A 22,467-nucleotide genomic window follows, 5' to 3' on the forward strand; every position below is an offset into this window, starting at 1 on the left:
GGGCTCGGGGGAGGAGGTGTCTGTTACCACCCTAGTCCCGAGCGGGCTTCTTCAATAGATACAGATGCCGGTCAATCCACCCGCACAGGCGTGATCGGTAGCGTCAGTCGTCCCAACCCGCCAGCGCCAGCTTGCCGAGCGTGCGGCCGCTGGCCAGGCGCTGGTGCGCGGCGTCCAGGTTCACCGCATTGATCGTGCCCAGTGTCTCGCTGAGGGTGCCGCGCAGCTGGCCGGCGTCGATCATGCTGGCGGCGCGGCTGAGGATGCGGTGCTGCTCGATGCGGTCGGCGGTGGCGAAGCGCGAGCGTGCGAACATGAATTCCCAGTGGATGCCGATGCACTTGGCTTTGTAGGGATCGCCGATGCGCAGCGCACCACGCGGTTCGACGATCAGGCCGACATGGCCCTGCGGCGCCAGCACCTGGCCCAGTTCATCCCAGTAGTGGTCGGTGTCGGCCAGGTTGAGCGCGACCTGCACCGCGTCGATGCCCAGGGCCTGCAACTGGGGTGCCAGCGGCTGCCGATGGTCGATCACGTGCTGGGCCCCCATCTGCTGGCACCAGGCGACGGACGCCTCGCGCGAAGCGGTGGCGATCACGTTGAAACCGGCATGCCGGGCCAGCTGGATCGCCATCGATCCCACGCCGCCGGCGCCACCGACCACCAGCAGATGCTGGCCCGCGTGACGACGATCATCCAGCTGCAGGGGCATCCGCTGGAACAGCAGTTCCCAGGCCGTGAGCGTCGTCAGGGGCAGTGCGGCGGCTTCGGCGAAATCCAGCGTGGTCGGCTTGCGCGCGACCAAGCGTTCATCCACCCACTGGAACTGCGCGTTGCAGCCGGGGCGGGTGACATCGCCGGCGTAGTAGACCTCGTCACCGGACGCGAACAGGCTGGCCTCATCGCCGATTGCCTCGACCACGCCGGCCGCGTCCCAGCCCAGCACGCGCGGGACGTCGAGCGTGGCCGGATCGGTGGCCGCGCGCTGCTTGCCGTCGACCGGATTGACTGAAACCGCTTCGACCCGGATCAGCAGGTCGCGGCCGCTGGGAGGCAGGGGCGGGGGTAGCAGGACATCACGCAGCGCAGGGGCGTATTCACGACTCAGGGCGACGGCTTTCATCACGGCTCCAGCTGGGTTCGTCTCCCCATCATAAGGTTCCTCACCTTTCCCGGATCGTGCTGAACGCTGTGATGCCGCGCGGCGCGCAATATGTCGTTTTTCCCGCCTAAATCCCGTCAAACCCTTGCAGCGTGAGGGTCTTGCGGATTTTCATCATCCTGTATAGGGTTTCAACGTCGGACCGGTGGATGGTCGGGCGCAACACTTCACATGTTACGGGACTGTTAACATGACCTTCACCCGCCTGAGCATAATGTTCGCGGCGGTGGCGTGCTGAATCGGCTGTCGAGCTTCGACGCAGTAGTGCTGGCCCATGCCTCTACCGGTTTCATACCCCCGAAATAGGAGCTGTACTCAATGAACAAGAAGATCCTTACTGCCGCGCTGCTGGGCGGCCTGGCTTTTGCCCAGGCAGCTTCGGCGCAGGAGTTCGATGACCGCTGGTACCTGACCGGTTCGGCCGGCTTCAACTTCCAGAACAGCGACCGTCTGACCAATGACGCTCCGTTCGTGACCCTGGGCCTGGGCAAGTTCATCAGCCCGAACTGGTCGCTGGACGGTGAGCTGAACTACCAGAACCCGAACTTCGACAGCAACCAGGACCTGAACTGGTCGCAGTACGGCGCCTCGCTGGACCTGCGTCGCCACTTCATCAAGGAAGGCCGCGGCTGGAACCCGTACATCCTGGGTGGCCTGGGCTACCAGAAGTCGGAAGAGCAGTACGCCGCCCTGGACAACAACGGTCCGCGCAAGCGTAAGGACGGCAACGCGTCGGCCAAGCTGGGCGTCGGCCTGCAGACCACCTTCGAGAAGCGTGTTGCTGTCCGCGCCGAAGTGGCCTACCGCGCTGACTTCGACGACCAGAGCATCGCTGCCAAGGACAAGAGCTGGTTCGGCGACGTGCTGGCTTCGGTCGGCGTCGTGATCCCGCTGGGCCCGGCTCCGGTCGCGGCTGCTCCGGCTCCGGCTCCGGTTGCCCCGAGCTGCGCCGACCTGGACGACGACGGTGACGGCGTCAACAACTGCGACGACAAGTGCCCGAACTCGCAGCCGGGTCAGACCATCGGTCCGGACGGTTGCCCGGTGCCGGTCTCCATCGACCTGAAGGGCGTCAACTTCGACTTCGACAAGTCGAACCTGCGTCCGGACGCCGTGGCGATCCTGGGTGAAGCCACCGAGATCCTGAAGCGTTACCCGGATCTGCGCGTTGAAGTTGCCGGTCACACCGACTCGAAGGGTACCGACGCTTACAACCAGAAGCTGTCGGAGCGTCGTGCTACCGCCGTGTACAACTACCTGACCAAGAACGGCGTTGACGCCGGTCGCCTGGTCGGTCCGATCGGCTACGGCAAGAGCCGTCCGATTGCTCCGAACACCAACCCGGATGGTTCGGACAATCCGGAAGGTCGTGCGAAGAACCGTCGTACCGAGCTGAACGTCCAGAACTAATTTCTGACGCTCTGCCCGTAAGACACAGCAGGACCCGGCTTCGGCCGGGTCTTGTTGTTTCTGCGGTACGAAACCTGGAACGGCTGGCGTTCCGGGCAACCGCTCGTCGGTAATTTGCCCGCAAAACCAATGAGTTGGCGTATTCATTGAAAGTGGCGCTTGAAAGCTGTCGCGGCATTGCTACACTCGCCGCGTCACTTCCTTCCGTGGATGCCCCTCATGCTGCGCTCTGCATCGGCCGCCGTCCTGGCGCTGGCCCTGGTTCCCGCCGCCCACGCTGCGGTCGATTGCTCGGTCAACACCAGCGCCTCGCCGCTGCCGTTGCCGGCCACGACCATCGCGCCGGTGGCCGACGAGCTGTACATCCGTGGCAACCAGCTGGGCATGCCGTCCGGCGTGCTGAGCAGCAGCTACGATCCGTCGCAGTCGCTGGACCAGGTGCTGCAGCGACTGCGCATCGATGGCTGCCAGAACATCGCCAAGGCGATTCCGAGCGCACCGGCGGTGAAGCCGAACGATCCGGCGGCCTACAAGCCGCAGACCGAGTTCGACAACACGCCGTGGCGCTTCGACATGAGCCAGAACGGCAAGCGCATGACCGCCGAAGAGTTCGATGCCTGGATGAAGGCCCGTGGCGTGCGTGTGGTCAAGGCGCGCCCGGCTCCGGCAGCCACTCCGGCGGCAGCCGAAGCGCCGGCTGAAACCAAGCCGGTGGACAAGAAGTAATCGACGCGGGGAGCAGAGGCTTGCGCACGCGCCGCCCACCTGCTGCCCCCGCTGCCCGCTCCCACGCCTCGCGTGGGCGTGCGACTCCCGCTGCCACGCCCGCCGGTGTGCGCCATGGCCTGGCACGTGTGCTGTCCAAGGCCGGCGTCTGCTCGCGCAGCGAAGCCGCGCGCTGGATAGTCGAAGGCCGTGTGCGCGTGTCCGGGCGCATCGTCCGTGATCCCGAGTTTCCTATTGCGCAGCCGGCGCCGCCGATCGAGGTCGATGGCCAGCCATTGGGCGCACCGCAACGCCTGTACCTGATGCTCAACAAGCCACGCGGCGTGGTGACCACCGCGCAGGACGAACGTGGCCGCGACACCGTGTATCGCTGTTTCGATGGCGCGGGCCTGCCGTGGATCGCGCCGGTCGGGCGCCTGGACAAGGCCAGCGAAGGGCTGTTGCTGTTCAGCAATGATCCGCAGTGGGCGGCCGGCCTCACCGATCCGCAGACCGGGCCGCACAAGACCTACCACGTGCAGGTTGATCGCCTGCCCGATGACGCCACCCTGGCGGCCCTGCAGGCCGGCGTAGAGGACGAGGGTGAGTTCCTCGTCGCCCAGGCCGTGCGCGTTCTGCGCAGCGGCGACAAGACCGCGTGGCTGGAGGTGGTCCTCGACGAGGGCCGCAATCGTCACATCCGTCGCCTGTTGGCGGCTTTCGACCTGCAGGTGCTGCGCCTGGTCCGGGTCGCGATCGGTGGGCTGGCGCTCGGCGATCTCGGCAAGGGTCAGTGGCGGGTTCTGGAGGTCAGCGACCAGCAGCGGCTGGGGGCCGCTGCACCGGGCTGATCACCGCCCGCGGCCGGCAGTTGCCGGCCACCGTTCCAGGCGTAGGGGGCGTCTGGTTGTTGAATTTCCCGAACGGAGCCTGCCCATGTATCACCCGACCCTCAACCAAACCCTGCGCTGCGCCGGCCTGCTGCTGCCGATGGTGCTGCTGACCGCCTGCGGTGGCCACAAGAAGGTGGCCAAGGCGGAAACGCCGGCCGAGACCCCGGTGGTGGAAGTGAAGACCCCGGAACTGGATGGCCGTGGCAGCTACCGCTTCCTGATGAGCAACGGCGACAAGAAAATGACCGCCGATGAATTCGATGCCTGGATGAAGGCCAACGGTATCCGCGTCGCCAAGGGCAACGGCCAGGACGCCGCCGCCAAGCCGGTGGTGGTGGCCAGCAAGGACGAGCCGAAGGGCAAGAAGAAAAAGAAATGACGCGCGTCGCGCGTCATTTCGGTGGCGCCGGGCCTTGCCCGGCGAGCGCATGGCGCGGCTATCGGGAAACCGCCGGGCATGGCCCGGCGCTCCCCTTGGAGATCCGACCCCGGTCGTGATCAGCCCTTGATCACGCCCAGCTCGAGGCCGATGCGGGTGAACGCGTCGATGGCACGGTCCAGGTGCTCGCGGCTGTGCGCGGCGCTGATCTGGGTGCGGATGCGTGCCTGGCCCTTGGGCACCACCGGGAAGAAGAAGCCGATCGCGTAGATGCCTTCTTCGAGCAGGCGCTCGGCGAACGTCTGCGCCAGCGGCGCGTCGTACAGCATCACCGGGCTGATCGGATGCACGCCCGGCTTCACGTCGAAGCCTGCAGCGGTCATCTTCTCGCGGAAATAGGCGGTGTTGCCGGCCAGCGTGTCGCGCAGGTCGTCTGCGGCCGCCAGCATTTCGAACGCCTTGATCCCAGCGGCCACGACATGCGGCGGCAGCGAGTTGGAGAACAGGTACGGGCGCGAACGCTGGCGCAGCAGCTCGATCACCTCGGCGCTGGCGCAGGTGAAGCCGCCCAGTGCGCCACCCATGGCCTTGCCCAGGGTACCGGTGATGATGTCGATCTTCTCCAGCACCCCCTTGACCTCGGCCGAGCCACGGCCGGTGGCACCGAGGAAGCCGGTGGCGTGGCACTCGTCGATATGCACCAGCGCGTTGTACTTCTTCGCCAGCGCGGTGATCTCGTCGAGCGGAGCGATGAAGCCATCCATCGAGAACACGCCATCGGTGGTGATCAGCTTGGTCTTGCAGCCGGCGGCATCGGCGGCCTGCAGCTGCGCTTCCAGGTCAGCCATGTCGCAGTTGGCGTAACGGAAGCGCTTGGCCTTGCACAGGCGCACGCCGTCGATGATCGAGGCGTGGTTCAGTGCGTCGGAGATGATGGCATCGTTCTCGCCGAGCAGCGGCTCGAACAGGCCGCCGTTGGCGTCGAAGCAGGCTGCATACAGGATGGTGTCCTGCTTGCCGAAGAAGTCGGCGATCTGCTTCTCCAGCTGCTTGTGCAGGTCCTGGGTGCCGCAGATGAAGCGCACCGAGGCCATGCCGAAGCCGTGGGTATCCAGAGCGTCCTTGGCAGCCTGGATCAGGTCCGGATGGTCGGCCAGGCCCAGGTAGTTGTTGGCACAGAAGTTCAGCACCTTGCGGCCGTCGTCGAGGGTGATCTCGGCCGACTGCGGGCTGGTGATGATCCGCTCGGACTTGAACAGGCCCTGGGCGCGGATGGCGTCCAGTTCCTCGGCGTAGTGGCGGGTCAGGGCGGAGGAGGCGTCGGTCATGGCGTGGGCACGGCTCAGCACGGGAAACCGCCGATTCTACCGGGCAACGGTGGCGGCCGAGCGGGCAGGGCGGGGCGCCGCCACGGCCGGCACATGTTGCATCGCAATAGCAAACGGGTTAAAAATTCGTGAACCCCGCCTGTCTGGCGCCGGTTGCCCGCTCCCCCTTCCCGCCCCCGCCACCCTCGGAGACGCCCATGAAGCACGCCCGTGCCTGCCTCGCCATTGCCGCCGCCCTGACCCTTGCGCCGTTCGCGGCCAGTGCCCAGGACAACGAATCGCCTTACAGCTGGAACGTCACTGCGGTGTCGGATTACCTGTTCCGCGGTGTCTCGCAGACGGATGAGAAGCCGACCCTGCAGGCTGGTTTCACCTACACCTCGCCGGTCGGCCTGTACGCCGGTGTCTGGGGTTCGGGCGTGGATTTCGGCCCAGGGGACCCGAACACAGAGGTCGACTACCAGATCGGTTACGGCGTGGACGTCACCCCGCGCGTCAACTTCGACGTGCTGCTGAACCGCTACACCTACATTGGTGCCAGCCACCAGAACTACAACGAGCTGGTCACCACCACCACGCTGGATGAGACCTACAAGCTCACCGTGGCCTACACCAATGACCAGTGGAACAGCGGCACCGACGGCTGGTACTACGGCGTCGGCGGCCAGTGGGGCCTGCCACAGGAGTTCACCCTCAATGCCAACGTCGGCCGCAGCAGCTTCGAGAAGGGCCTGGCCAAGGACTACACCGACTGGAACGTCGGTGTCAGCCGCCAGTTCGGCCTGTTCAACGTCGGCCTGGGTTACTACGGCACCGACAGCAATGGCCGCGAGAATTCCGGCAAGCTGGCGCACAGCCGCGTGCTGTTGACCGTGGCGGTCGGCAAGTAACGCCGCAGGCGTTACCGGTAGGTGCCAGGCGTGCCTGGCACGCTCTACGAAAAAGGCGCCCATAGGGCGCCTTTTTCAGTTTCAGGGTGTGCCGAGCAAGCTCGGCACCCACCCATCGCGCGCGGCGATGGGTCAATTCCAGCTCAATACCACCTTGCCGGCCTTGCCTGCTTCCATCAGGTCGAAGCCCTTCTGGAATTCATCGATCGGCAACTGGTGGGTCATCACCTTGCCGAGCGGGAAGCCGGACAGCACCAGCTGGGTCATCTTGTACCAGGTCTCGTACATCTTGCGGCCGTAGATGCCCTGCACGGTCAGTCCCTTGAAGATGATCTTGTCCCAGTCGCAGCCGGCGCCCTTGGGCATGATGCCGAGCATGGCGATCTTGCCGCCGTGGTACATGCAGTCGAGCATGTCGTTGAACGCGCGCGGGTTGCCGCTCATTTCCAGGCCCACGTCGAAGCCCTCCATGTGCAGTTCCTTCATCACGTCCTTCAGTGACTGGTTGGCGACGTTGACCACGCGGGTAGCCCCCATGTCGGCGGCCAGCTTCAGGCGGAAGTCGTTGACGTCGGTCACCACCACGTTGCGCGCGCCGATGTGCTTGCAGATACCCGCGGCGATGATGCCGATCGGGCCGGCACCGGTGATCAGCACGTCCTCACCGATCACGTCGAACTCCAGCGCGCAGTGCGCGGCGTTGCCGTACGGGTCGAAGAACGCGGCCAGCTCCGACGGGATCTGGTCCGGGATCGGCCACAGGTTGCTGGCCGGCATCACCATGTATTCGGCGAAGGCGCCGTTGACGTTGACGCCGATACCGACGGTGTTCGGACACAGGTGCGGGCGGCCGCCACGGCAGTTGCGGCAGTGGCCGCAGACGATGTGGCCTTCAGCCGACACGCGCTGGCCGATCTCGTAGCCGGTCACGCCCGGGCCGATCTCGGCAATGCGGCCGACGAATTCATGGCCTATGGTCAGGCCCGGCTTGATCGTGCGCTGGCTCCACTCGTCCCACAGGTAGATGTGCAGGTCGGTACCGCAGATCGCGGTCTTCTCGAGCTTGATCAGGACCTCGTTCGGGCCCGGGGTCGGCACCGGAACGTCTTCCAGCCAGATGCCCTTGGCCGCTTCGCGCTTGACCAGGGCCTTCATCGTTTGCTGCGCCATCGGGTGGAACTCATCAGGGGGGAAAGCGCGGATTATAGGCCGCCGCGCGGATTTCCCATGTTGCGCTGCGGGTGCAGTGGTGGAACGAAAGACCCGCGCCGGCGGGCGTTTCGAACGGCGCCGCTGCGCTCGCCGGGCATGGCCCGGCGCTACCGGGAAATCGTGTGGGTCGCGCCGGGCCATGCCCGGCGGGCCGGCGCCCATGACTTCCGGGGTTCGGGCCAGGGCAGGGCAGCGGGCTACAATCGAGGGTTCCACTACCAGGGGCCGCTCCATGCGCTCGAACCTGCTTGCATTCTCCATCGTCGCCAGCCTCGGGCTGGCCCAGGTCGCTCATGCCGCTGAAGGCATGTGGGTGCCGCAGCAGCTGCCGGAAATCGCCGGTCCGCTGCAGAAGGCCGGCCTGAAGCTGTCCCCGGAGCAGCTGTCCAACCTCACCGGCGACCCGATGGGCGCCGTCGTCGCCCTCGGCGGCTGCACCGCCAGCTTCGTATCGCCGCAGGGCCTGGTGGTCACCAACCACCACTGCGCGTACGGCGCCATCCAGCTGAACTCGACCGCCGAGAAGAACCTGATCAAGGACGGCTTCAACGCCCCGAAGCACAGCGATGAACTGAGCGCCGGCCCCAACGCCCGCGTCTACGTGCTCGACCAGATCACCGACGTCACCGCACAGGCGAAGGCTGCCATTGCTGCCGCCGGCAACGATCCGCTGGCCCGCAGCCGTGCGCTGGATGCTTTCGACAAGGCCCAGGTCGCCGCCTGTGAAGCCGAGGACGGCTTCCGCTGCCGCTTGTACACGTTCTCCGGCGGTAACACCTACCGCCTGTTCCGCAACATGGAAATCAAGGACGTGCGCCTGGTCTACGCGCCCCCGGGCAGCGTCGGCAAGTACGGCGGCGACGTCGACAACTGGATGTGGCCGCGCCACACCGGCGACTTCTCGTTCTACCGCGCCTACGTCGGCAAGGATGGCAAGCCGGCCGCGTTCTCGGCCGACAACGTGCCGTACCAGCCCAAGCACTTCCTGAAGTTCACCGACCAGCCGCTGGGCGCCGGTGACTTCGTGATGGTGGCCGGCTACCCGGGTCGCACCAACCGCTATGCGCTGGCCGGTGAATTCAATGAAACCGCCAGCTGGACCTATCCGACCATCGCCCGCCACTACAACGCGGTGCTGAAGATGATCGACGAAGCCGGCAAGGCCGACGCCGACGTCAAGGTGAAGTACGCCGCCACTGCGGCCAGCATGAACAACGTGGCCAAGAACTATGCCGGCCAGCTGGAAGGCTTCAAGCGCATCGACGCCGCCGGCCAGAAGCAGGCTGAAGAAGCCGCCGTGCTGGCCTGGCTGAAGCAGCAGGGCGCCGCCGGCAAGCCGGCACTGGCCGCGCACGCTCAGCTGGTCAAGCACCTGGATACCAGCAAGGCGACCCGCGAGCGCGACCTGTTCGTCGGCCAGTTCAACAACACCTCGGCCGTGAACGCTGCCATCGGTCTGTACCGCCTGTCGATCGAGCGCACCAAGCCCGACGCCGAGCGTGAAGTCGGTTACCAGCAGCGCGACCTGCCGACCCTGGAAGGCGGGCTGAAGCAGATGGACCGCCGCTATGTGGCGAAGATGGACCAGCAGCTGCAGACCTACTGGCTGGACCAGTACATCGCCCTGCCGGCCGCGCAGCGCAACAATGAAGTGCTCAACACGTGGCTGGCCGGCAGCGACGCCAACGCGGTCAAGACCCTGGTGGCCAAGCTGTCCGGCACCGAGCTGGGCAGCCTGGATGCACGCTTGAAGTGGTTCAAGGCCGACCGCGCCGCGTTCGAGGCCAGCACCGACCCGGCCATCCAGTACGCGGTGGCGGTCATGCCGTCGCTGCTGAAGCAGGAAGAACAGAAGAAGATCCGCGAAGGCGAATCGCTGACCGCGCGCCCGCTGTACCTGCAGGCGCTGGCTGACTTCAAGAAGAGCCAGGGCGAGTTCGTCTACCCGGATGCCAACCTGTCGCTGCGCATCACCTTCGGCAACGTGATGGGCTATGCACCCAAGGATGGCGTGGCCTACACCCCGTTCACCACGCTGGAAGGCATTGTCGCCAAGGACACCGGCGTCGATCCGTTCGATGCGCCCAAGGCCCTGCTCGATGCGGTCAAGGCCAAGCGTTACGGCGGCCTGGAAGACAAGCGCGTCGGCTCGGTGCCGGTGAACTTCCTGTCCAACCTGGATATCACCGGCGGCAATTCCGGTTCGCCGGTGCTGGATGCGAACGGCAAGCTGGTCGGCCTGGCGTTCGACGGCAACTGGGAGTCGGTGAGCTCCAACTGGGTGTTCGACCCGGTGATGACCCGCATGATCGCGGTCGACAGCCGCTACATGCAGTGGATCATGCAGGAAGTGGCGCCGGCGCCGCAGCTGCTGAAGGAACTGAACCTGGCGAAGTAAGCCGGTCGCGGCCCGGGGACGGACCCTCCACGCATGGCGTGGATCTACTGTCCCAGGTGTCGCTGCCTCCAGTAGCGCCGAGCCATGCTCGGCGGGAATGGCCAGGAAACCCGAAACCCCGCGACCTGCGTCGCGGGGTTTTTTCATGCCCGGCCCGGCCCGGTGCGCCGAACAGGTATCATCCCTGTTCCGCGTACTTCACAGGATGTGAACACTGCGCTGGAACTCCTCCCCCCAGGACCCCTTGCACGCATGCGCATCCTGCTTGCCCGCCACGGTGAAACCCCGTGGAACGCCGAAGGCCGCTATCAGGGCCAGATCGACATCCCACTTTCACCGATCGGTGAAGCCCAGGCGCAGGCGCTTGGCGCCCGCCTGGCATCGGTGGACATCGCTCGAGCCGTCGCTTCACCGCTGTCGCGCGCCCAGCGCACCGCGCAGCTGGCACTTGGCGCTGGCCGTGCCGGCATGCTGCAGACCGAGCCGGACCTGCAGGAAATCGCCCACGGTGAGTGGGAAGGGTTGCTGGCCAGTGAGATCCACGAGAAGGATCCGTCGCGCCTGCAGGCCTGGCGTGACGAGCCCGACACCGTGCTGATGCCCGGTGGCGAATCGCTGCGGCTGGTGCTGGAACGCAGCTGGCGTGGGCTGGCCCGTGCCACCGAAGGTCTCGGCGAGCACGACACCCTGTTGGTGGTTGCGCACGATGCAGTCAACCGCGTGATCCTGTGCCGGGTGCTGGGCCTGCCGATCTCCCGCCTGTGGACCTTCCGCCAGGCACCGACCACGCTCAACCTGCTCGAAGGCGCCGACGTGGACAGCCTGGAAGTGGTGCGCCTGAACGACTGCGCCCATCACACGCCGTTCTTCGGCGAAGCCAAGCACCGCGCACTCTGATCCATCCCCTCGCATCAACTGCTTCTGCTGGAACCGCTGCCGTGACGAACACCCCGACCACCCTGGCCGATTGGCTGGACTACATTGAACGCCAGCACCCGGCGACCATCGACATGGGGCTGGAGCGCGTACGCGCCGTGGCCACGGCGATGGGCCTGGCTGCACCGGCCAAGCGCACCATCGTGGTCGGTGGCACCAATGGCAAAGGCTCCACCGTGGCCTTCATCGAGGCCATCGCCCGTGCCGCCGGCTGGAAGGTCGGCGCGTACACCTCGCCGCACCTGCTGCGTTACAACGAGCGTGTGCGCATTGATGGCCAGGACGTGGACGATGCCGCGCTGGTTGCGGCGTTCAATGCCGTTGAAGCGGCGCGCGGCGCGATCACCCTGACCTATTTCGAATACGGCACGCTGGCCGCGCTGCAGCTGTTCGCCGAGAGCGGGCTGGACCTGGCTGTGCTGGAAGTGGGCCTGGGTGGCCGCCTGGATGCAGTCAACATCGTCGACGCCGACATCGCGGTGATCACCACCGTGGACATCGATCATGCCGAATGGCTGGGCGAAGATCGCGAGGCGATCGGTACCGAGAAGGCCGGGATCATCCGCGGCTGGAAGCCGGTGATCCTGGGCGAGACCGATCCGCCGTCGAGCGTGCTGCGCCGCGCCTACCAGCTCGGCGCCAACGCGATCCGTGGTGGCAGCGACTACTTCTACGAGCCGATCGATGCGCAGCGCTGGCGCTGGCGTGACGTTGGCCTGCGCATGGAACTGCCGACCCCGGCCCTGGCCGGCCCGATCCAGCTGGCCAACGCAGGTGCCGCCATCGCTGCACTGCGCGCGCTGGACAAGCCGGTGCCGCGCGCGGCGTGGGCGGCCGGCATCGCCGCGGCGCGCATCGCCGGGCGGCTGCAGGCGATCGAGCGTGATGGCGTGCAGATCCGTGTCGATGTCGGCCACAACCCGCAGGCGGCCGGCCAGCTGGCGCGTGCGCTGAAGGCGGAAATGACGGCGGGCCGTACCTTGGCCGTGTATGCCGCGTTGCAGGACAAGGATGCGGTGGGCGTGGTGCAGGCGCTGCACGAAGTGGTGGGCGAATGGACCCTGGCCGGGCTGGAAGGCCCGCGTGGGCAGAGCGCCGACCAGTTGCGGGCGCGCCTGGCCGGGACCGTTGTCGGCACGGCAGCGTTGGCTGGCAGCGTCGAACAGGCACTGACGCAGGTGCTGGCCCACGCCGAGCGTGGCGACCGGGTGCTGGTGTTCGGCTCCTTCCATACGGCTGCCGCGGCCCTGCAGTGGCTGCAGGACGACGCCTGATACACGTTCAGCCAATGCCGACGCCGTCCGGTCCGGCACCCGTATAATCGACGGCAACCTCCGGACAGTTGCCTGCCTCACGTGGATACGCCTCTGAAACAGCGTCTGATTGGTGCCATCGTGCTGGTGGCGCTGGCCGTGATTTTCCTGCCCATGCTGGTCAAGGGGCCTGCGCCGGACAGCGGCGTCGCCTCGGTGCCGATCGCCGCGCCGAATGCACCGGCCGACGGCCAGTTCGAAACCCGCGAGCTGCCGCTGGTGGCCCCGGCCGGCGGCGCCACCGGCCTGCAGACCGGGCAGGCCAAGCCGCTGCAGGAGGCCGCCACGCCGGCCACGCCGCCTACCGTGGACACCTCGCCGGCGGTCGCCGCCGGCAACTATGCGGTCACCTTCGGTGCCTATGGCAGCAAGGCCGACGCCGACGCAGTGATCGCCTATCTGAAGAGTTCGCATCTGCCGGGCTTCGCCGAAACAACCACCATCAACGGACGCCAGGCCTGGCGGGTGCGGGTCGGCCCGTATGCCGACCGCGCCCAGGCTGAAGCCGCCCGCCTGCAGGCGGTGAAGGTCCGCGCGGATGTGAAGGCCGAGGTCATCACGCTGGATGCGGCGGCGGGCAACACCGCGCCCGTGGCGGCCACCCCGGCCACGCCCAGCGTCAGTACGCCCTCGGCGGCCACCACGCCCTCGGCCGGTGCCAACCCGGTGCGCAGCGAAAGCCTGCCGCCGAGCACGCCGACCGCCAACACCACGCCGACCGCCAAGCCGGCACCGAAGCCCGAGGCGCCGAAGCCGGAAGCCAAGCCCGAGCCGAAGCCGGACACCACTGCCAGCAAGCCGGCGACGGCACCGGCCACGCCGGCCGCACCGGCAGCTGGTGGTGTGGGCTTTGCGGTGCAGCTGGGCGCCTTCGGCCAGGCCACCGATGCAGATGCGCTGCGCGACAAGGTCCGCGCCGCCGGCTTCAGTGCCTTTGTCGAGCAGGTGCGCACCGAAAAGGGCACCCTGCACCGCGTCCGTGTCGGACCGGTTGCCAACCGCGCCGATGCCGAGCAGCTGAAGGCGCAGGTCGCCGCCAAGGTGGGCGTAGCCGGCATGGTCCGACCACACCCATGACCCTCGCGCAGGCCGGTTGCCAGCGCCGCCGAAGGAGCGGGGCGCCATGATCGACGTGGTCCTGCTGATCGTGATCGCCGCCTCGACCCTGCTGGGGATGCTGCGTGGCTTCGTCGGAATCGTCATCGGCACCCTGTCATGGCTGCTGGCGGCGTGGGCGGCCTTCGCCTTCGGCAACGATGCCGCGCGCTGGTGGGCCGCTCCTGCCGCCCCTGGCGGCGAGCACTTTGTCGGCGGCTACCTGGGCGTGGGCATCGGTGTGATGATCGTGGTCGCGGTGATCGGCATGGTCATCAAGGCGATGATCCATCGCAGCATGCTGACCAGCCTGGACCGCCTGCTGGGCGGCGTGCTGGGCGCTGTGCGTGGCGGCCTGATCGCCGCGATCCTGGTCCTGCTGGCCGGCTTCACCCCGCTGACCGCCGAACCGTCCTGGAGGGGCTCGGCGGTACGCCCGGTGCTGAATCCGGCCGTGGCCTGGATGAACAGCAAGCTGCCGCACTGGCAGGTTCCCGGTGCCGATCTGCTGCCCAAGGCCTTGCCGGCCGACATGCTGTCCCCATCTGCATTGATGGAGTTGGGGAAGAACGCAGGCGCCGGGTTGGGAAAGCCAGGCGAGGCAGGCGATAATGGCATCCTCAACCAGGTAGTGGCGGGCAGCGGATGGCTGCGGCCTGCGAAAGCGGAACAGGGCGACGCATACGATCCGGCCGAAGTGCGCCCGGACGCCCCAGCACTGCCGGACAGTATCGAGCCGGGCGATCCGGCCAATGTCGACCGCAGGCGCGGCGACCACCGCGGCCAGGTACGGCCACCTTCCTTGTAACTGGGCACAGCCCAGCGGAGACCTCGCACCATGTGTGGCATCGTCGGAATCGTCGGCAACCAGAACGTCGCCGGGCAGTTGTATGACGGCTTGACCGTCCTCCAGCATCGCGGCCAGGACGCGGCGGGCATCGCCACGGTCAACGGCAGCCGGCTGCGGGTGCAGAAGGCCACCGGTCTGGTCCGCGATGTGTTCGATGCCCGCACCATGTCCACCCTGGAAGGCAGCGTCGGCATCGCGCACGTGCGCTATCCGACCGCCGGCTCGGAGGGCATGGACGAGGCGCAGCCGTTCTACGTCAATTCGCCGTACGGCATCGCGCTGGCCCACAACGGGAACCTGATCAACACCGAGGCACTACGCCAGCAGGTGTTCGAGCAGGACCGCCGCAACGTCAACACCGATTCGGACAGCGAAGTGCTGCTGAACGTGTTCGCCTATGAACTGGAGCAGCAGCGCCAGCTCAGCCCGGAGGCCGCGATCCGTGCGGTGGCCGGCGTGCATCGTCGCTGCAAGGGCGGCTATGCGGTGGTCAGCGTGGTGCTGGGGCTGGGCCTGGTCGCCTTCCGCGATCCGCACGGCATCCGCCCGCTGGTGCTGGGCAAGCGCAGCCACGCCGAGGGCGATGAGTACATCGTGGCCTCCGAGTCGGCCGCGCTGGACGTGCTGGGCTTCCAACGCGTGCGCGACGTGCAGCCGGGCGAAGCGCTGGTGATCACCGCGCGCGGTGAGCTGTTCTCGGAGATCTGCGCCGAGCCGGCCGAGCACACCCCGTGCATCTTCGAGTACGTGTACTTCGCGCGCCCGGATTCGATGATCGACAACGTCTCGGTGCACAAGGCGCGCATGCGCATGGGCATCAAGCTGGGCGAGAAGATCCTGCGGCTGCGCCCGGACCACGACATCGACACCATCATCCCGATCCCGGATACCTCGCGCGATGCTGCGCTGGAAATTTCCAACGTGCTCGGGGTGAAGTACCGCGAAGGCTTCATCAAGAACCGCTACATCGGCCGCACCTTCATCATGCCGGGGCAGGGTGAACGCGTGAAGTCGGTGCGTCGCAAGCTCAACCCGATCCACCTGGAGTTCCGCAACCGCGTGGTGCTGCTGGTGGACGACTCGATCGTGCGTGGCACCACCAGCCAGCAGATCGTGCAGATGGCCCGCGATGCAGGTGCGCGAAAGGTCTACCTGGCCAGCGCCGCACCGCCGGTGCGTTACCCGAACATCTATGGCATCGACATGCCGGCCGCCGAAGAGCTGGTCGCGCACAACCGCAGCGTGGAAGAGATCGAAGCCCACCTGGGCTGCGACTGGCTGATCTACCAGGATCTGGAAGACATGGAAGCGGCGGTGAGCGAGGGCAATCCGGCGCTGCGCAACTTCGATTCGTCCTGTTTCAACGGCCACTACCCGACCGGCATCGAGCCGGGCTACTTCGAGCGCATCCAGCAGCTGCGTTCGGACGACGCCAAGCACAAGCGCCGCGCCTGAGGGCCAGGTCGTGGTCGAGGTACCCGATGTCGAGGGTGATCTGCTGCGCGCTGCGCAGCAGTGCCTGGCTGAAGCCGATCCGCTGCGCAAGGTCGCAATGACCCAGGCGTATGCCGCCGCGTTCCGTGCCGGCCGCCTGAAAGCAAGTGTCGATGCGCCGCCGCCGGAGCCGATCCGCATGCCGGGACGGCCGCCGCAGCTGGTGCTGGTGCATCCACGCGAGGTGCCGCGGCGCGGGCTGGGCGGCGTGGAAGGGCGGGCCGCCTTCATCCATGCCATCGCCCATATCGAGCTCAACGCGATCGACCTGGCGTGGGATGCGGTGTATCGCTTCCGCGGCCTGCCGTCGGCGTTCCATGCCGACTGGGTCAGCTGTGCCGACGACGAGTCGCGGCACTTCATGCTGCTGCGCGGGCGCCTGTTGGCGCATGGCCACGATTACGCCGATTTTCCCGCGCACAACGGCCTGTGGGAGATGTGCGAGAAGACCGCGCATGACGGCCTGGCACGCATGGCGCTGGTACCACGCGTGCTGGAGGCACGCGGCCTGGACGTGACCCCGGGCATGATCGACAAGCTGCGCAATGTCGGTGATGGCGAAACCGCCGACGTGCTGGAGGTGATCCTGCGCGAGGAAGTGGCGCACGTCGCCGCCGGTTCGCGCTGGTACCGCTGGTACTGCGACCGCGCCGGCGTCGAACCACGCGCACGTTTCCGGCAACTGCTGGTGGAGTACGCCGGCGGTTACCTGCACGGACCGTTCAACATGGAAGCGCGCCTGCTGGCCGGTTTCGATGCCGACGAGCTGGCCAACCTGCTCGAACAGGCCGGCTGAAAAAAGGGGACGGAGGGAATCAAGTCGTTTATGCATGAACGACTTGATTCCCTCCGTCCCCTTTTTCGTTGTCACGCGTTGGGCAACACCACGCGCTTGCCGTCCACCGTGGGCCGGTTGATGTAGAACAGTCCGGGCCCGGGCCGGTAGGGCAGTTCGCTGACCCCGGCATCGGCGGCATAGGTCAGCGCGGTATCGCCCAGTGCATCGAAATTCCAGTGCGCCGACTGCATCAGGTAGCGCCGCCGCAGCAGGGCTTCCTGGGGCTGGGTCAACGCCTGCCCGGCCACCAGCCGCCGCGCGATCGGCTGCAGGGCCGACGGCAGTTCCCAGCCGGCAACATCGGCAGCGTCGGCACGCCACTGCACGCCGGCGTCGCGCGCATGCCGCTGCATCACCTGCAGCGCGATCAACTGGTAGCGCCAGTCGATGCGCCGGCGCAGCACCACCGCAGCCGTCACGTACAGCACCGGGGAGAGCAGCACGCTGCGGCTTCCCGCGCGGCGCTGCTGCTGCCACTGGTGCCAGACATCGACCCACACCTCGCTCTCGTCCGCACCCAGCTGCTGGCGCCAACGCTCGGCATCGGCCTGTGCTTCGGCATAGGCGGTGGTCGCCTGCAGCACCGCCAGTGGTGGCGTCTGGTAATCGGCCACGGCAGCACGGCGCAACTGCTGCCGCCGTGGCCGGCTCAGCAGCTTGGGGCCTTCCTCGGTCTGGTTGTAGCCGCCGCCGATGTTGGCGTGCACGCCGGGCAAGGCGATCTCGGCAAAGGGGGGCGCCACGCTGGTGAGGGGGTAGTGCTGGCGGTGCTCGTCGCGCGCGCTCAGCTGCAGGACCTGAGCAGCGATGCCGGCACGCAGCTGCACCTGTGGTCGCTCGTCGGCGCGCCCGCCATTGACCGAGACCACCGTGTCGAACAGGCCGATGAAGCGCAGCAGGAGCGAAGCCGGCGCAAAATCCGCGCTGCAGGCCAGGCCCGATGCCAGCAGTAGTTGCCGCCATCGTTCGCGGTCCCACTGCTGCAGCTGGTTGGCAACATCACGCGCTGCAGCGGCACCGCGCGAATAACCGAACAGATCCAGCTGCACGCGCCGCAACGGTTGCCGCCAGTGCGTGGCGAGCGCGGCCAGCGCGGCCGGCAGCAGTACCTGCAGCGCGCGTTGCACCTTCGCGCGCACACCACTGGCGCCGATGCCGAAGGCCAATCCGATCAGATCATCATCGGCATCATCACGGGTACCGACACCTTCCACATACAGCGATAACGAAGGCGCGGCGAGCACCTCAAGGCGGCTGTCCGGGTATAGCTGCTGCAGACGCGCGATGTTGGTCAGGCCGTTGTCGTAGCTGCTGGTCAGCCGGCTCTGGTAGGTCGAATCATCATCCGCGCGCAGCTGCGCGGGTCGGGGCTGCGGCAGCTGCGGGCGATCGCGCGCCAGGTTGTGCGCGTTGTTGCGCGTGCCATCGAAGAACATGCCGATCCGCAGCAAGCCGACATCTTCGTCCGTGTCCTGCGATGGTGCCATGTGCATTCCCCGTCGTGGCTGCGTCACGGTAGCGCGAAAGTTGTGTGTTTACGACGTGCAGTGACGCTATTGACCTGGCTGAACGCAGATGCAGTCGATCACATTTTCTGATTTTCATTCGCATCGTCTATTGAATTCACACGACCTGCGCAGGCCAGATGGCCAGACCCGGCATTCCCGGGTCGTGCTGCATCAACGCTGTTCACATCATTCAAGGAGCGACGCAATGTTGTCCAGATCGATTGGTAAAGCGGCAGGTGGCCTGGTGTTGGGTTTGTCGGTGGCGGCAGCCGCACATGCGGCACCGTTGTTTGAACCGGTGACGGTACTCAGCCGTGCATCGGCGACCAGTGAGCCCGCATTGGGCAAGCTGCTGGCCGCGCCGTCCACGGCGGCGGTGCAGGAAGTGCGTGTGGATGCGGCGGCGACGGCGCAGCCGCAGCTGGAATTCGAGCTGCTCGGCCAGCGCGTGCAGGCGGTGCGCAGCAAGCTCGAAGCGCTGCCCGATGGCGGCAGCGTCTGGTATGGCCAGCTGCGCTCGCCTTCGGACAAGCTGACGGCGGCCACCTCCAACGGCCAGGACGATCCGGGCAATTCGGTGATCCTGGTGCGTTCGGGCGACACCCTCACCGGCTCCATCCGCAAGGACGGCAAGCTGTACCGCCTGCGCCCGCTGGGCAACCGCCACGTGCTGGTCGAGGTGGACGAATCGCGGATGCCGGCCGATCATCCGGCCGACTACAACCAGCTGCCGAAGATCCCGATGGGCGACAACGATCGCCTCGGCGCCGCGCAGGCATCGTCCGGCACGCCGGCCACCATCCGCGTGCTGGTGGTGGCGACCAATGCCGCAGTGGCTGCGTACGGCGGCAACATGCAGTCGCTGGTGCAGCTGGCGGTGGCCGAGTCCAACCAGGGCTACGTCAACAGCAACGTCGGCATCACCATGCAGCTGGCCGGTTACGAGACCACCAGCTACACCGAGTCGGGCAGCTTCGATACCGACCTGGCACGCTTCCGTGGCACCAGCGACGGCTACATGGACAGCATCCACACCAGCCGCAACACCACTGCGGCCGACGTCGGCGTATTGCTGATCAACAACACCGCATACTGCGGCCTGGCGTCGGGCATCGGCTCGACCGCCTCGACCGCGTTCGCGGCGGTGTACTGGGATTGTGCGACCGGCTACTACTCGTTCGCACATGAAATCGGGCACCTGCAGAGCGCGCGGCATGACATCGCCACCGACTCCAGCACCTCCCCCTACGCCTATGGCCACGGCTACCGCTACGAGCCGGCCACCGGCACCGGCTGGCGCACGATCATGGCCTACAACTGCACCCGCAGCTGCCCGCGCCTGAACTACTGGTCCAATCCCAACATCAGCTACAACGGCATTCCGATGGGTAATGCCAGTACGGCCGACAACCAGCGCGTGCTGGTCAATACCAAGGCCACCATCGCGGCCTTCCGCTGAGCCCAAGCGCCGACCAAGGTCGGCGTCTACCCGGGCACGTGCACCTGCTCTGGTAGATGCCAACCTTGGTTGGCATCCTGCGATCCATCATTCGCGCGCGAGGGTGTCCAGCGACCAGCCGCTGGCATCCACGCGCAGCACCGAACCCTGTTCGTACCAGTCGCCGAGCACGATGCGGGTGCGGTCGTGCCCACCGGCCTGCAACGTGTGGATGGCCGGGCGGTGGGTATGCCCATGGATCATGGTATCCACGCCGTGGCGCACGAAGGTGGCATCGACTTCGGCAGGCGCCACGTCGGTCACGGTTTCGAACTGCGCCCGATCGCCCTGCTTCATTTCCGACTGGCGGGCCTGGCTGGCTTCACGCGCCTTCTGCGCGAAGGCGATGCGCGCGGCCAGCGGCTGCGACAGGAACTGCGCCTGGAAGACCGGGTCACGCGTCTGCGCGCGGAACTGCTGGTAGGGAATGTCATCGGTGCACAGCAGGTCGCCGTGCTGCAGCAGTACCGGCTGCCCGTACAGGTCGATCACGCACGGATCGGGCAGGATGCGCAGGCCGGCGCGCTGAGCGTAGTGCTCGCCGAGCAGGAAATCGCGGTTGCCGCGGATGAAGTACACCGGCACGCCGCTGTCGGACAGCACCTTGAGCGCATCGGCCACCGCGTCGGCGGCAGGCGAAGGCGTGTCGTCGCCGATCCAGGCTTCGAACAGGTCGCCAAGGATGTACAGCGCGTCGGCGCCGGGCGCCTGCTCGCGCAGAAAGCGCAGGAACAGGTCGGTGATCTCCGGACGGCTGGGGTCCAGGTGCAGGTCGGAAATGAACAACGTGGTCATGCCCGCATTCTAGGGCATCAACGATGACGGTAGCGCCGGGCCATGCCTGGCAGCGGTCGTCACACCGGCAACGGCAGCCAGACCAGGCTGGCCGTTGCCAGCAGAGCGGCGATGCCGGTGGCGGCCAGTACATCGCTGGGGTAGTGCAGGCCCAATACCACACGCGACAGTGCGACGCCGACGGTGAACGGCACCAGCAGCGGTGCCAGCCACGGGTAGTAGGCCAGCGCAACGATGGTGAACGACACCGCATGCAGGGTGTGCCCGGAGGGGAAGCTGAACTCGTCCAGTGGTGCCACCCAGGCGCGGATGCGCAGATCGGCGGCATACGGCCGCGGGCGCCGGGTCCAGCGCTTGAGCCCCTTGTACAGCAGCAGGGCGGCCAGGCCGGTGGCCGCCATGTGCACCGAGGCGCGCAGACCATCGAAGCCATCGAGCACCACCAGAGCGCCCATCAGCACATACCAGAACACGCCATCGCCGAGGCGGCTGATGACCGAGAACAGGCGACGCACGCGGCGGCGGCGGCAATAGTGGTTGGCCCGACGGCACAGCCGCGCTTCGCGTCCGGCCAGCAGTTCAAGCGGCGTGGTGCGCATGGCCGCTCCTCCGCGACTGGGCCAGTTCAGCCAGCAGGGCATCGAACTCTGCCACTACCTGCTGGGGATGCAGCCGCTTCATCGCGCGCGCGGCGTTGCCGCCCAGTTCGCGGCGTTGCGCATCATCGGCAGCCAGCTGCACGGCCGCCTCGATGAACTGCTCGTCACTATCCACCGCCGCGCCGTTCTCGCCGCTGCGCAGGTATTCGCGCGCGGCACCGTAGTCGAACGCCACGGTCGCTACACCGCTGGCCATGCTTTCAAGAGTCACGTTGCCAAAGGTCTCGCTGCGGCTGGGGAACAGGAACAGGTCGCCGCTGGCGAAGTGGCGGGACAGGGCGTCGCCGCGCTGGATGCCGCAGAAGATGAAATCGGGGTTTTCATGGGCCAGTTTCTCGCGGGCCGGCCCATCGCCGACCCAGACGAAGCGCGCCTTCGGGCGGATCTGCTGCAGGCGGCGAAAAGCCTTCACGGCCAGACCGAGATTCTTCTCGGCGGCGATTCGACCCACGTAGATCGCCACCAGGCCGTTGCCATCCACGCCCCATTCCTCGCGCAACGCCGGATCGCGGCGGCCCGGATCGAACTGCTGGCTGTCCACTGCGCGGGCCAGCAGGCGCACGCGCTCGAAGCCCTGTTCGCCGAGGAACTGCTGCAGCTCGCGGGTGGGGACCAGGGTTGCATCGGCCTGGTTGTGGAAACGGCGCATCCAGCGCATGGCCGCAGCCTGCAGCCACGCCACGCCATAGTCGGGCAGGTATTCGTCGAAGCGGGTGTGGAAGCCACTGGCGACCGGAATGCCGAGGCGGCGCGCGGTACGCAGCGCCGACCAGCCGAGCGGGCCTTCGGTGGCGATGTAGACCGCATCCGGACGCTGTTTCTGCCAGTGGCGGCCCAGCCGGATCGGTGCCGGCAGGCCGAAGCGCAGGCCCGGGTAGCGGGGCAGGGCCGCGCCGGGGACCAGCAGGGTACCCGGTGCCGAATCCATGGCCTCGCTGGCCTGGCGGGGCCTGACCAGATCGATCTCGTGGCCGGCTGCGCGCAGCCCCAGCTCAAGGCCCTGCACGGTAAGGGCAACACCGTTCACTTCCGGCGGATAGGTCTCGGTGACGATGGCATAGCGCATGGCGGGCCTCCGGGTTTCCGGCATGCTCGGGCCTGGCG

At 67.0% G+C, this 22,467-nt stretch carries 20 protein-coding genes; 13 read left to right on the forward strand and 7 right to left on the reverse strand.

Annotated elements, in window-relative coordinates; all coding sequences use genetic code 11:
* Positions 1 to 103: 103 nt before the first annotated feature.
* Positions 104 to 1,123 (reverse strand): zinc-binding alcohol dehydrogenase family protein, encoded by a 1,020-nt coding sequence (locus tag ABH900_RS09990; RefSeq protein WP_429622710.1) that lies wholly within the window; start codon positions 1,121 to 1,123, stop codon positions 104 to 106.
* 357 nt (positions 1,124 to 1,480) lie between these two features.
* Here ABH900_RS09990 and ABH900_RS09995 point away from each other — a divergent pair, with 357 nt between their 5' ends.
* From ABH900_RS09995 to ABH900_RS10010, 4 genes are all read left to right on the forward strand, one after another.
* Complete coding sequence (locus ABH900_RS09995) at positions 1,481 to 2,572, forward strand: OmpA family protein (protein ID WP_429622711.1); 1,092 nt, start codon at positions 1,481 to 1,483, stop codon at positions 2,570 to 2,572.
* Between the two features lie 219 nt (positions 2,573 to 2,791).
* Entirely contained in the window at positions 2,792 to 3,298 is a 507-nt protein-coding gene (locus tag ABH900_RS10000; protein ID WP_429622712.1) for a hypothetical protein, read from the forward strand.
* Between the two features lie 20 nt (positions 3,299 to 3,318).
* Positions 3,319 to 4,128 (forward strand): pseudouridine synthase, encoded by an 810-nt coding sequence (locus ABH900_RS10005; RefSeq protein WP_429622713.1) that lies wholly within the window; start codon positions 3,319 to 3,321, stop codon positions 4,126 to 4,128.
* An 85-nt stretch (positions 4,129 to 4,213) separates the two neighbouring features.
* A complete protein-coding gene (locus ABH900_RS10010; RefSeq protein ID WP_005412356.1) occupies positions 4,214 to 4,549 on the forward strand; it encodes a hypothetical protein in 336 nt (111 codons plus the stop codon).
* 119 nt (positions 4,550 to 4,668) lie between these two features.
* Here ABH900_RS10010 and kbl read toward each other — a convergent pair whose 3' ends face one another.
* Positions 4,669 to 5,877 carry a glycine C-acetyltransferase gene (gene kbl / locus ABH900_RS10015; protein ID WP_429622714.1) on the reverse strand — a complete coding sequence of 403 codons (1,209 nt, stop codon included), beginning with the start codon at positions 5,875 to 5,877 and terminating at the stop codon, positions 4,669 to 4,671.
* Between the two features lie 197 nt (positions 5,878 to 6,074).
* Between kbl and ABH900_RS10020 the strand changes: the two genes are divergently transcribed.
* Entirely contained in the window at positions 6,075 to 6,767 is a 693-nt protein-coding gene (locus ABH900_RS10020; RefSeq protein ID WP_429622715.1) for a TorF family putative porin, read from the forward strand.
* A gap of 132 nt (positions 6,768 to 6,899) precedes the next feature.
* Here ABH900_RS10020 and tdh read toward each other — a convergent pair whose 3' ends face one another.
* Positions 6,900 to 7,922: an L-threonine 3-dehydrogenase gene (gene tdh, locus ABH900_RS10025; RefSeq protein WP_429622716.1), complete on the reverse strand. Its 1,023-nt coding sequence runs from the start codon at positions 7,920 to 7,922 to the stop codon at positions 6,900 to 6,902.
* A gap of 289 nt (positions 7,923 to 8,211) precedes the next feature.
* On the opposite strand from tdh, the gene ABH900_RS10030 reads away from it, so the two are divergent.
* The 7 genes from ABH900_RS10030 to ABH900_RS10060 all read left to right on the forward strand — a co-directional run bounded on the left by ABH900_RS10030 (position 8,212) and on the right by ABH900_RS10060 (position 16,861).
* Positions 8,212 to 10,377 (forward strand): S46 family peptidase, encoded by a 2,166-nt coding sequence (locus ABH900_RS10030; protein ID WP_429622717.1) that lies wholly within the window; start codon positions 8,212 to 8,214, stop codon positions 10,375 to 10,377.
* 252 nt (positions 10,378 to 10,629) lie between these two features.
* Positions 10,630 to 11,274 (forward strand): histidine phosphatase family protein, encoded by a 645-nt coding sequence (locus tag ABH900_RS10035; protein WP_429622718.1) that lies wholly within the window; start codon positions 10,630 to 10,632, stop codon positions 11,272 to 11,274.
* 41 nt (positions 11,275 to 11,315) lie between these two features.
* On the forward strand, positions 11,316 to 12,587 hold the full coding sequence (gene folC / locus ABH900_RS10040) for a bifunctional tetrahydrofolate synthase/dihydrofolate synthase (RefSeq protein WP_429622719.1): 1,272 nt from the start codon (positions 11,316 to 11,318) through the stop codon (positions 12,585 to 12,587).
* Positions 12,588 to 12,668: 81 nt separating this feature from the next.
* Positions 12,669 to 13,703, forward strand: coding sequence for an SPOR domain-containing protein (locus ABH900_RS10045; protein ID WP_429622720.1), 1,035 nt, complete (start codon positions 12,669 to 12,671; stop codon positions 13,701 to 13,703).
* A 46-nt stretch (positions 13,704 to 13,749) separates the two neighbouring features.
* Positions 13,750 to 14,529: a CvpA family protein gene (locus ABH900_RS10050; RefSeq protein WP_429622721.1), complete on the forward strand. Its 780-nt coding sequence runs from the start codon at positions 13,750 to 13,752 to the stop codon at positions 14,527 to 14,529.
* Positions 14,530 to 14,559: 30 nt separating this feature from the next.
* On the forward strand, positions 14,560 to 16,026 hold the full coding sequence (gene purF, locus ABH900_RS10055; protein WP_010483938.1) for an amidophosphoribosyltransferase: 1,467 nt from the start codon (positions 14,560 to 14,562) through the stop codon (positions 16,024 to 16,026).
* 10 nt (positions 16,027 to 16,036) lie between these two features.
* A complete protein-coding gene (locus ABH900_RS10060; protein WP_429622722.1) occupies positions 16,037 to 16,861 on the forward strand; it encodes a ferritin-like domain-containing protein in 825 nt (274 codons plus the stop codon).
* Positions 16,862 to 16,932: 71 nt separating this feature from the next.
* On the opposite strand, the gene ABH900_RS10065 is transcribed toward ABH900_RS10060, so the two are convergent.
* Positions 16,933 to 18,390, reverse strand: a complete 1,458-nt coding sequence (locus ABH900_RS10065; RefSeq protein WP_429622723.1) for a DUF2235 domain-containing protein — start codon at positions 18,388 to 18,390, stop codon at positions 16,933 to 16,935.
* A 226-nt stretch (positions 18,391 to 18,616) separates the two neighbouring features.
* Here ABH900_RS10065 and ABH900_RS10070 point away from each other — a divergent pair, with 226 nt between their 5' ends.
* Positions 18,617 to 19,870: a M12 family metallo-peptidase gene (locus ABH900_RS10070; protein WP_429622724.1), complete on the forward strand. Its 1,254-nt coding sequence runs from the start codon at positions 18,617 to 18,619 to the stop codon at positions 19,868 to 19,870.
* A gap of 87 nt (positions 19,871 to 19,957) precedes the next feature.
* Here the strand turns inward: ABH900_RS10070 and lpxH are convergent, their stop codons facing one another.
* From lpxH to ABH900_RS10085, 3 genes are read right to left on the reverse strand one after another with little or no spacing between them, the layout of a single operon-like run.
* Positions 19,958 to 20,704 (reverse strand): UDP-2,3-diacylglucosamine diphosphatase, encoded by a 747-nt coding sequence (gene lpxH, locus ABH900_RS10075; RefSeq protein ID WP_429622725.1) that lies wholly within the window; start codon positions 20,702 to 20,704, stop codon positions 19,958 to 19,960.
* A 59-nt stretch (positions 20,705 to 20,763) separates the two neighbouring features.
* Positions 20,764 to 21,303 (reverse strand): phosphatase PAP2 family protein, encoded by a 540-nt coding sequence (locus tag ABH900_RS10080; RefSeq protein ID WP_429622726.1) that lies wholly within the window; start codon positions 21,301 to 21,303, stop codon positions 20,764 to 20,766.
* Positions 21,284 to 22,429, reverse strand: a complete 1,146-nt coding sequence (locus ABH900_RS10085; protein WP_429622727.1) for a glycosyltransferase family 4 protein — start codon at positions 22,427 to 22,429, stop codon at positions 21,284 to 21,286. The genes ABH900_RS10080 and ABH900_RS10085 overlap by 20 nt, the downstream gene beginning before the upstream one ends.
* Positions 22,430 to 22,467 lie beyond the last annotated feature (38 nt).

The organism is Stenotrophomonas sp. AN71 (assembly GCF_050435725.1).
GTDB lineage: Bacteria > Pseudomonadota > Gammaproteobacteria > Xanthomonadales > Xanthomonadaceae > Stenotrophomonas.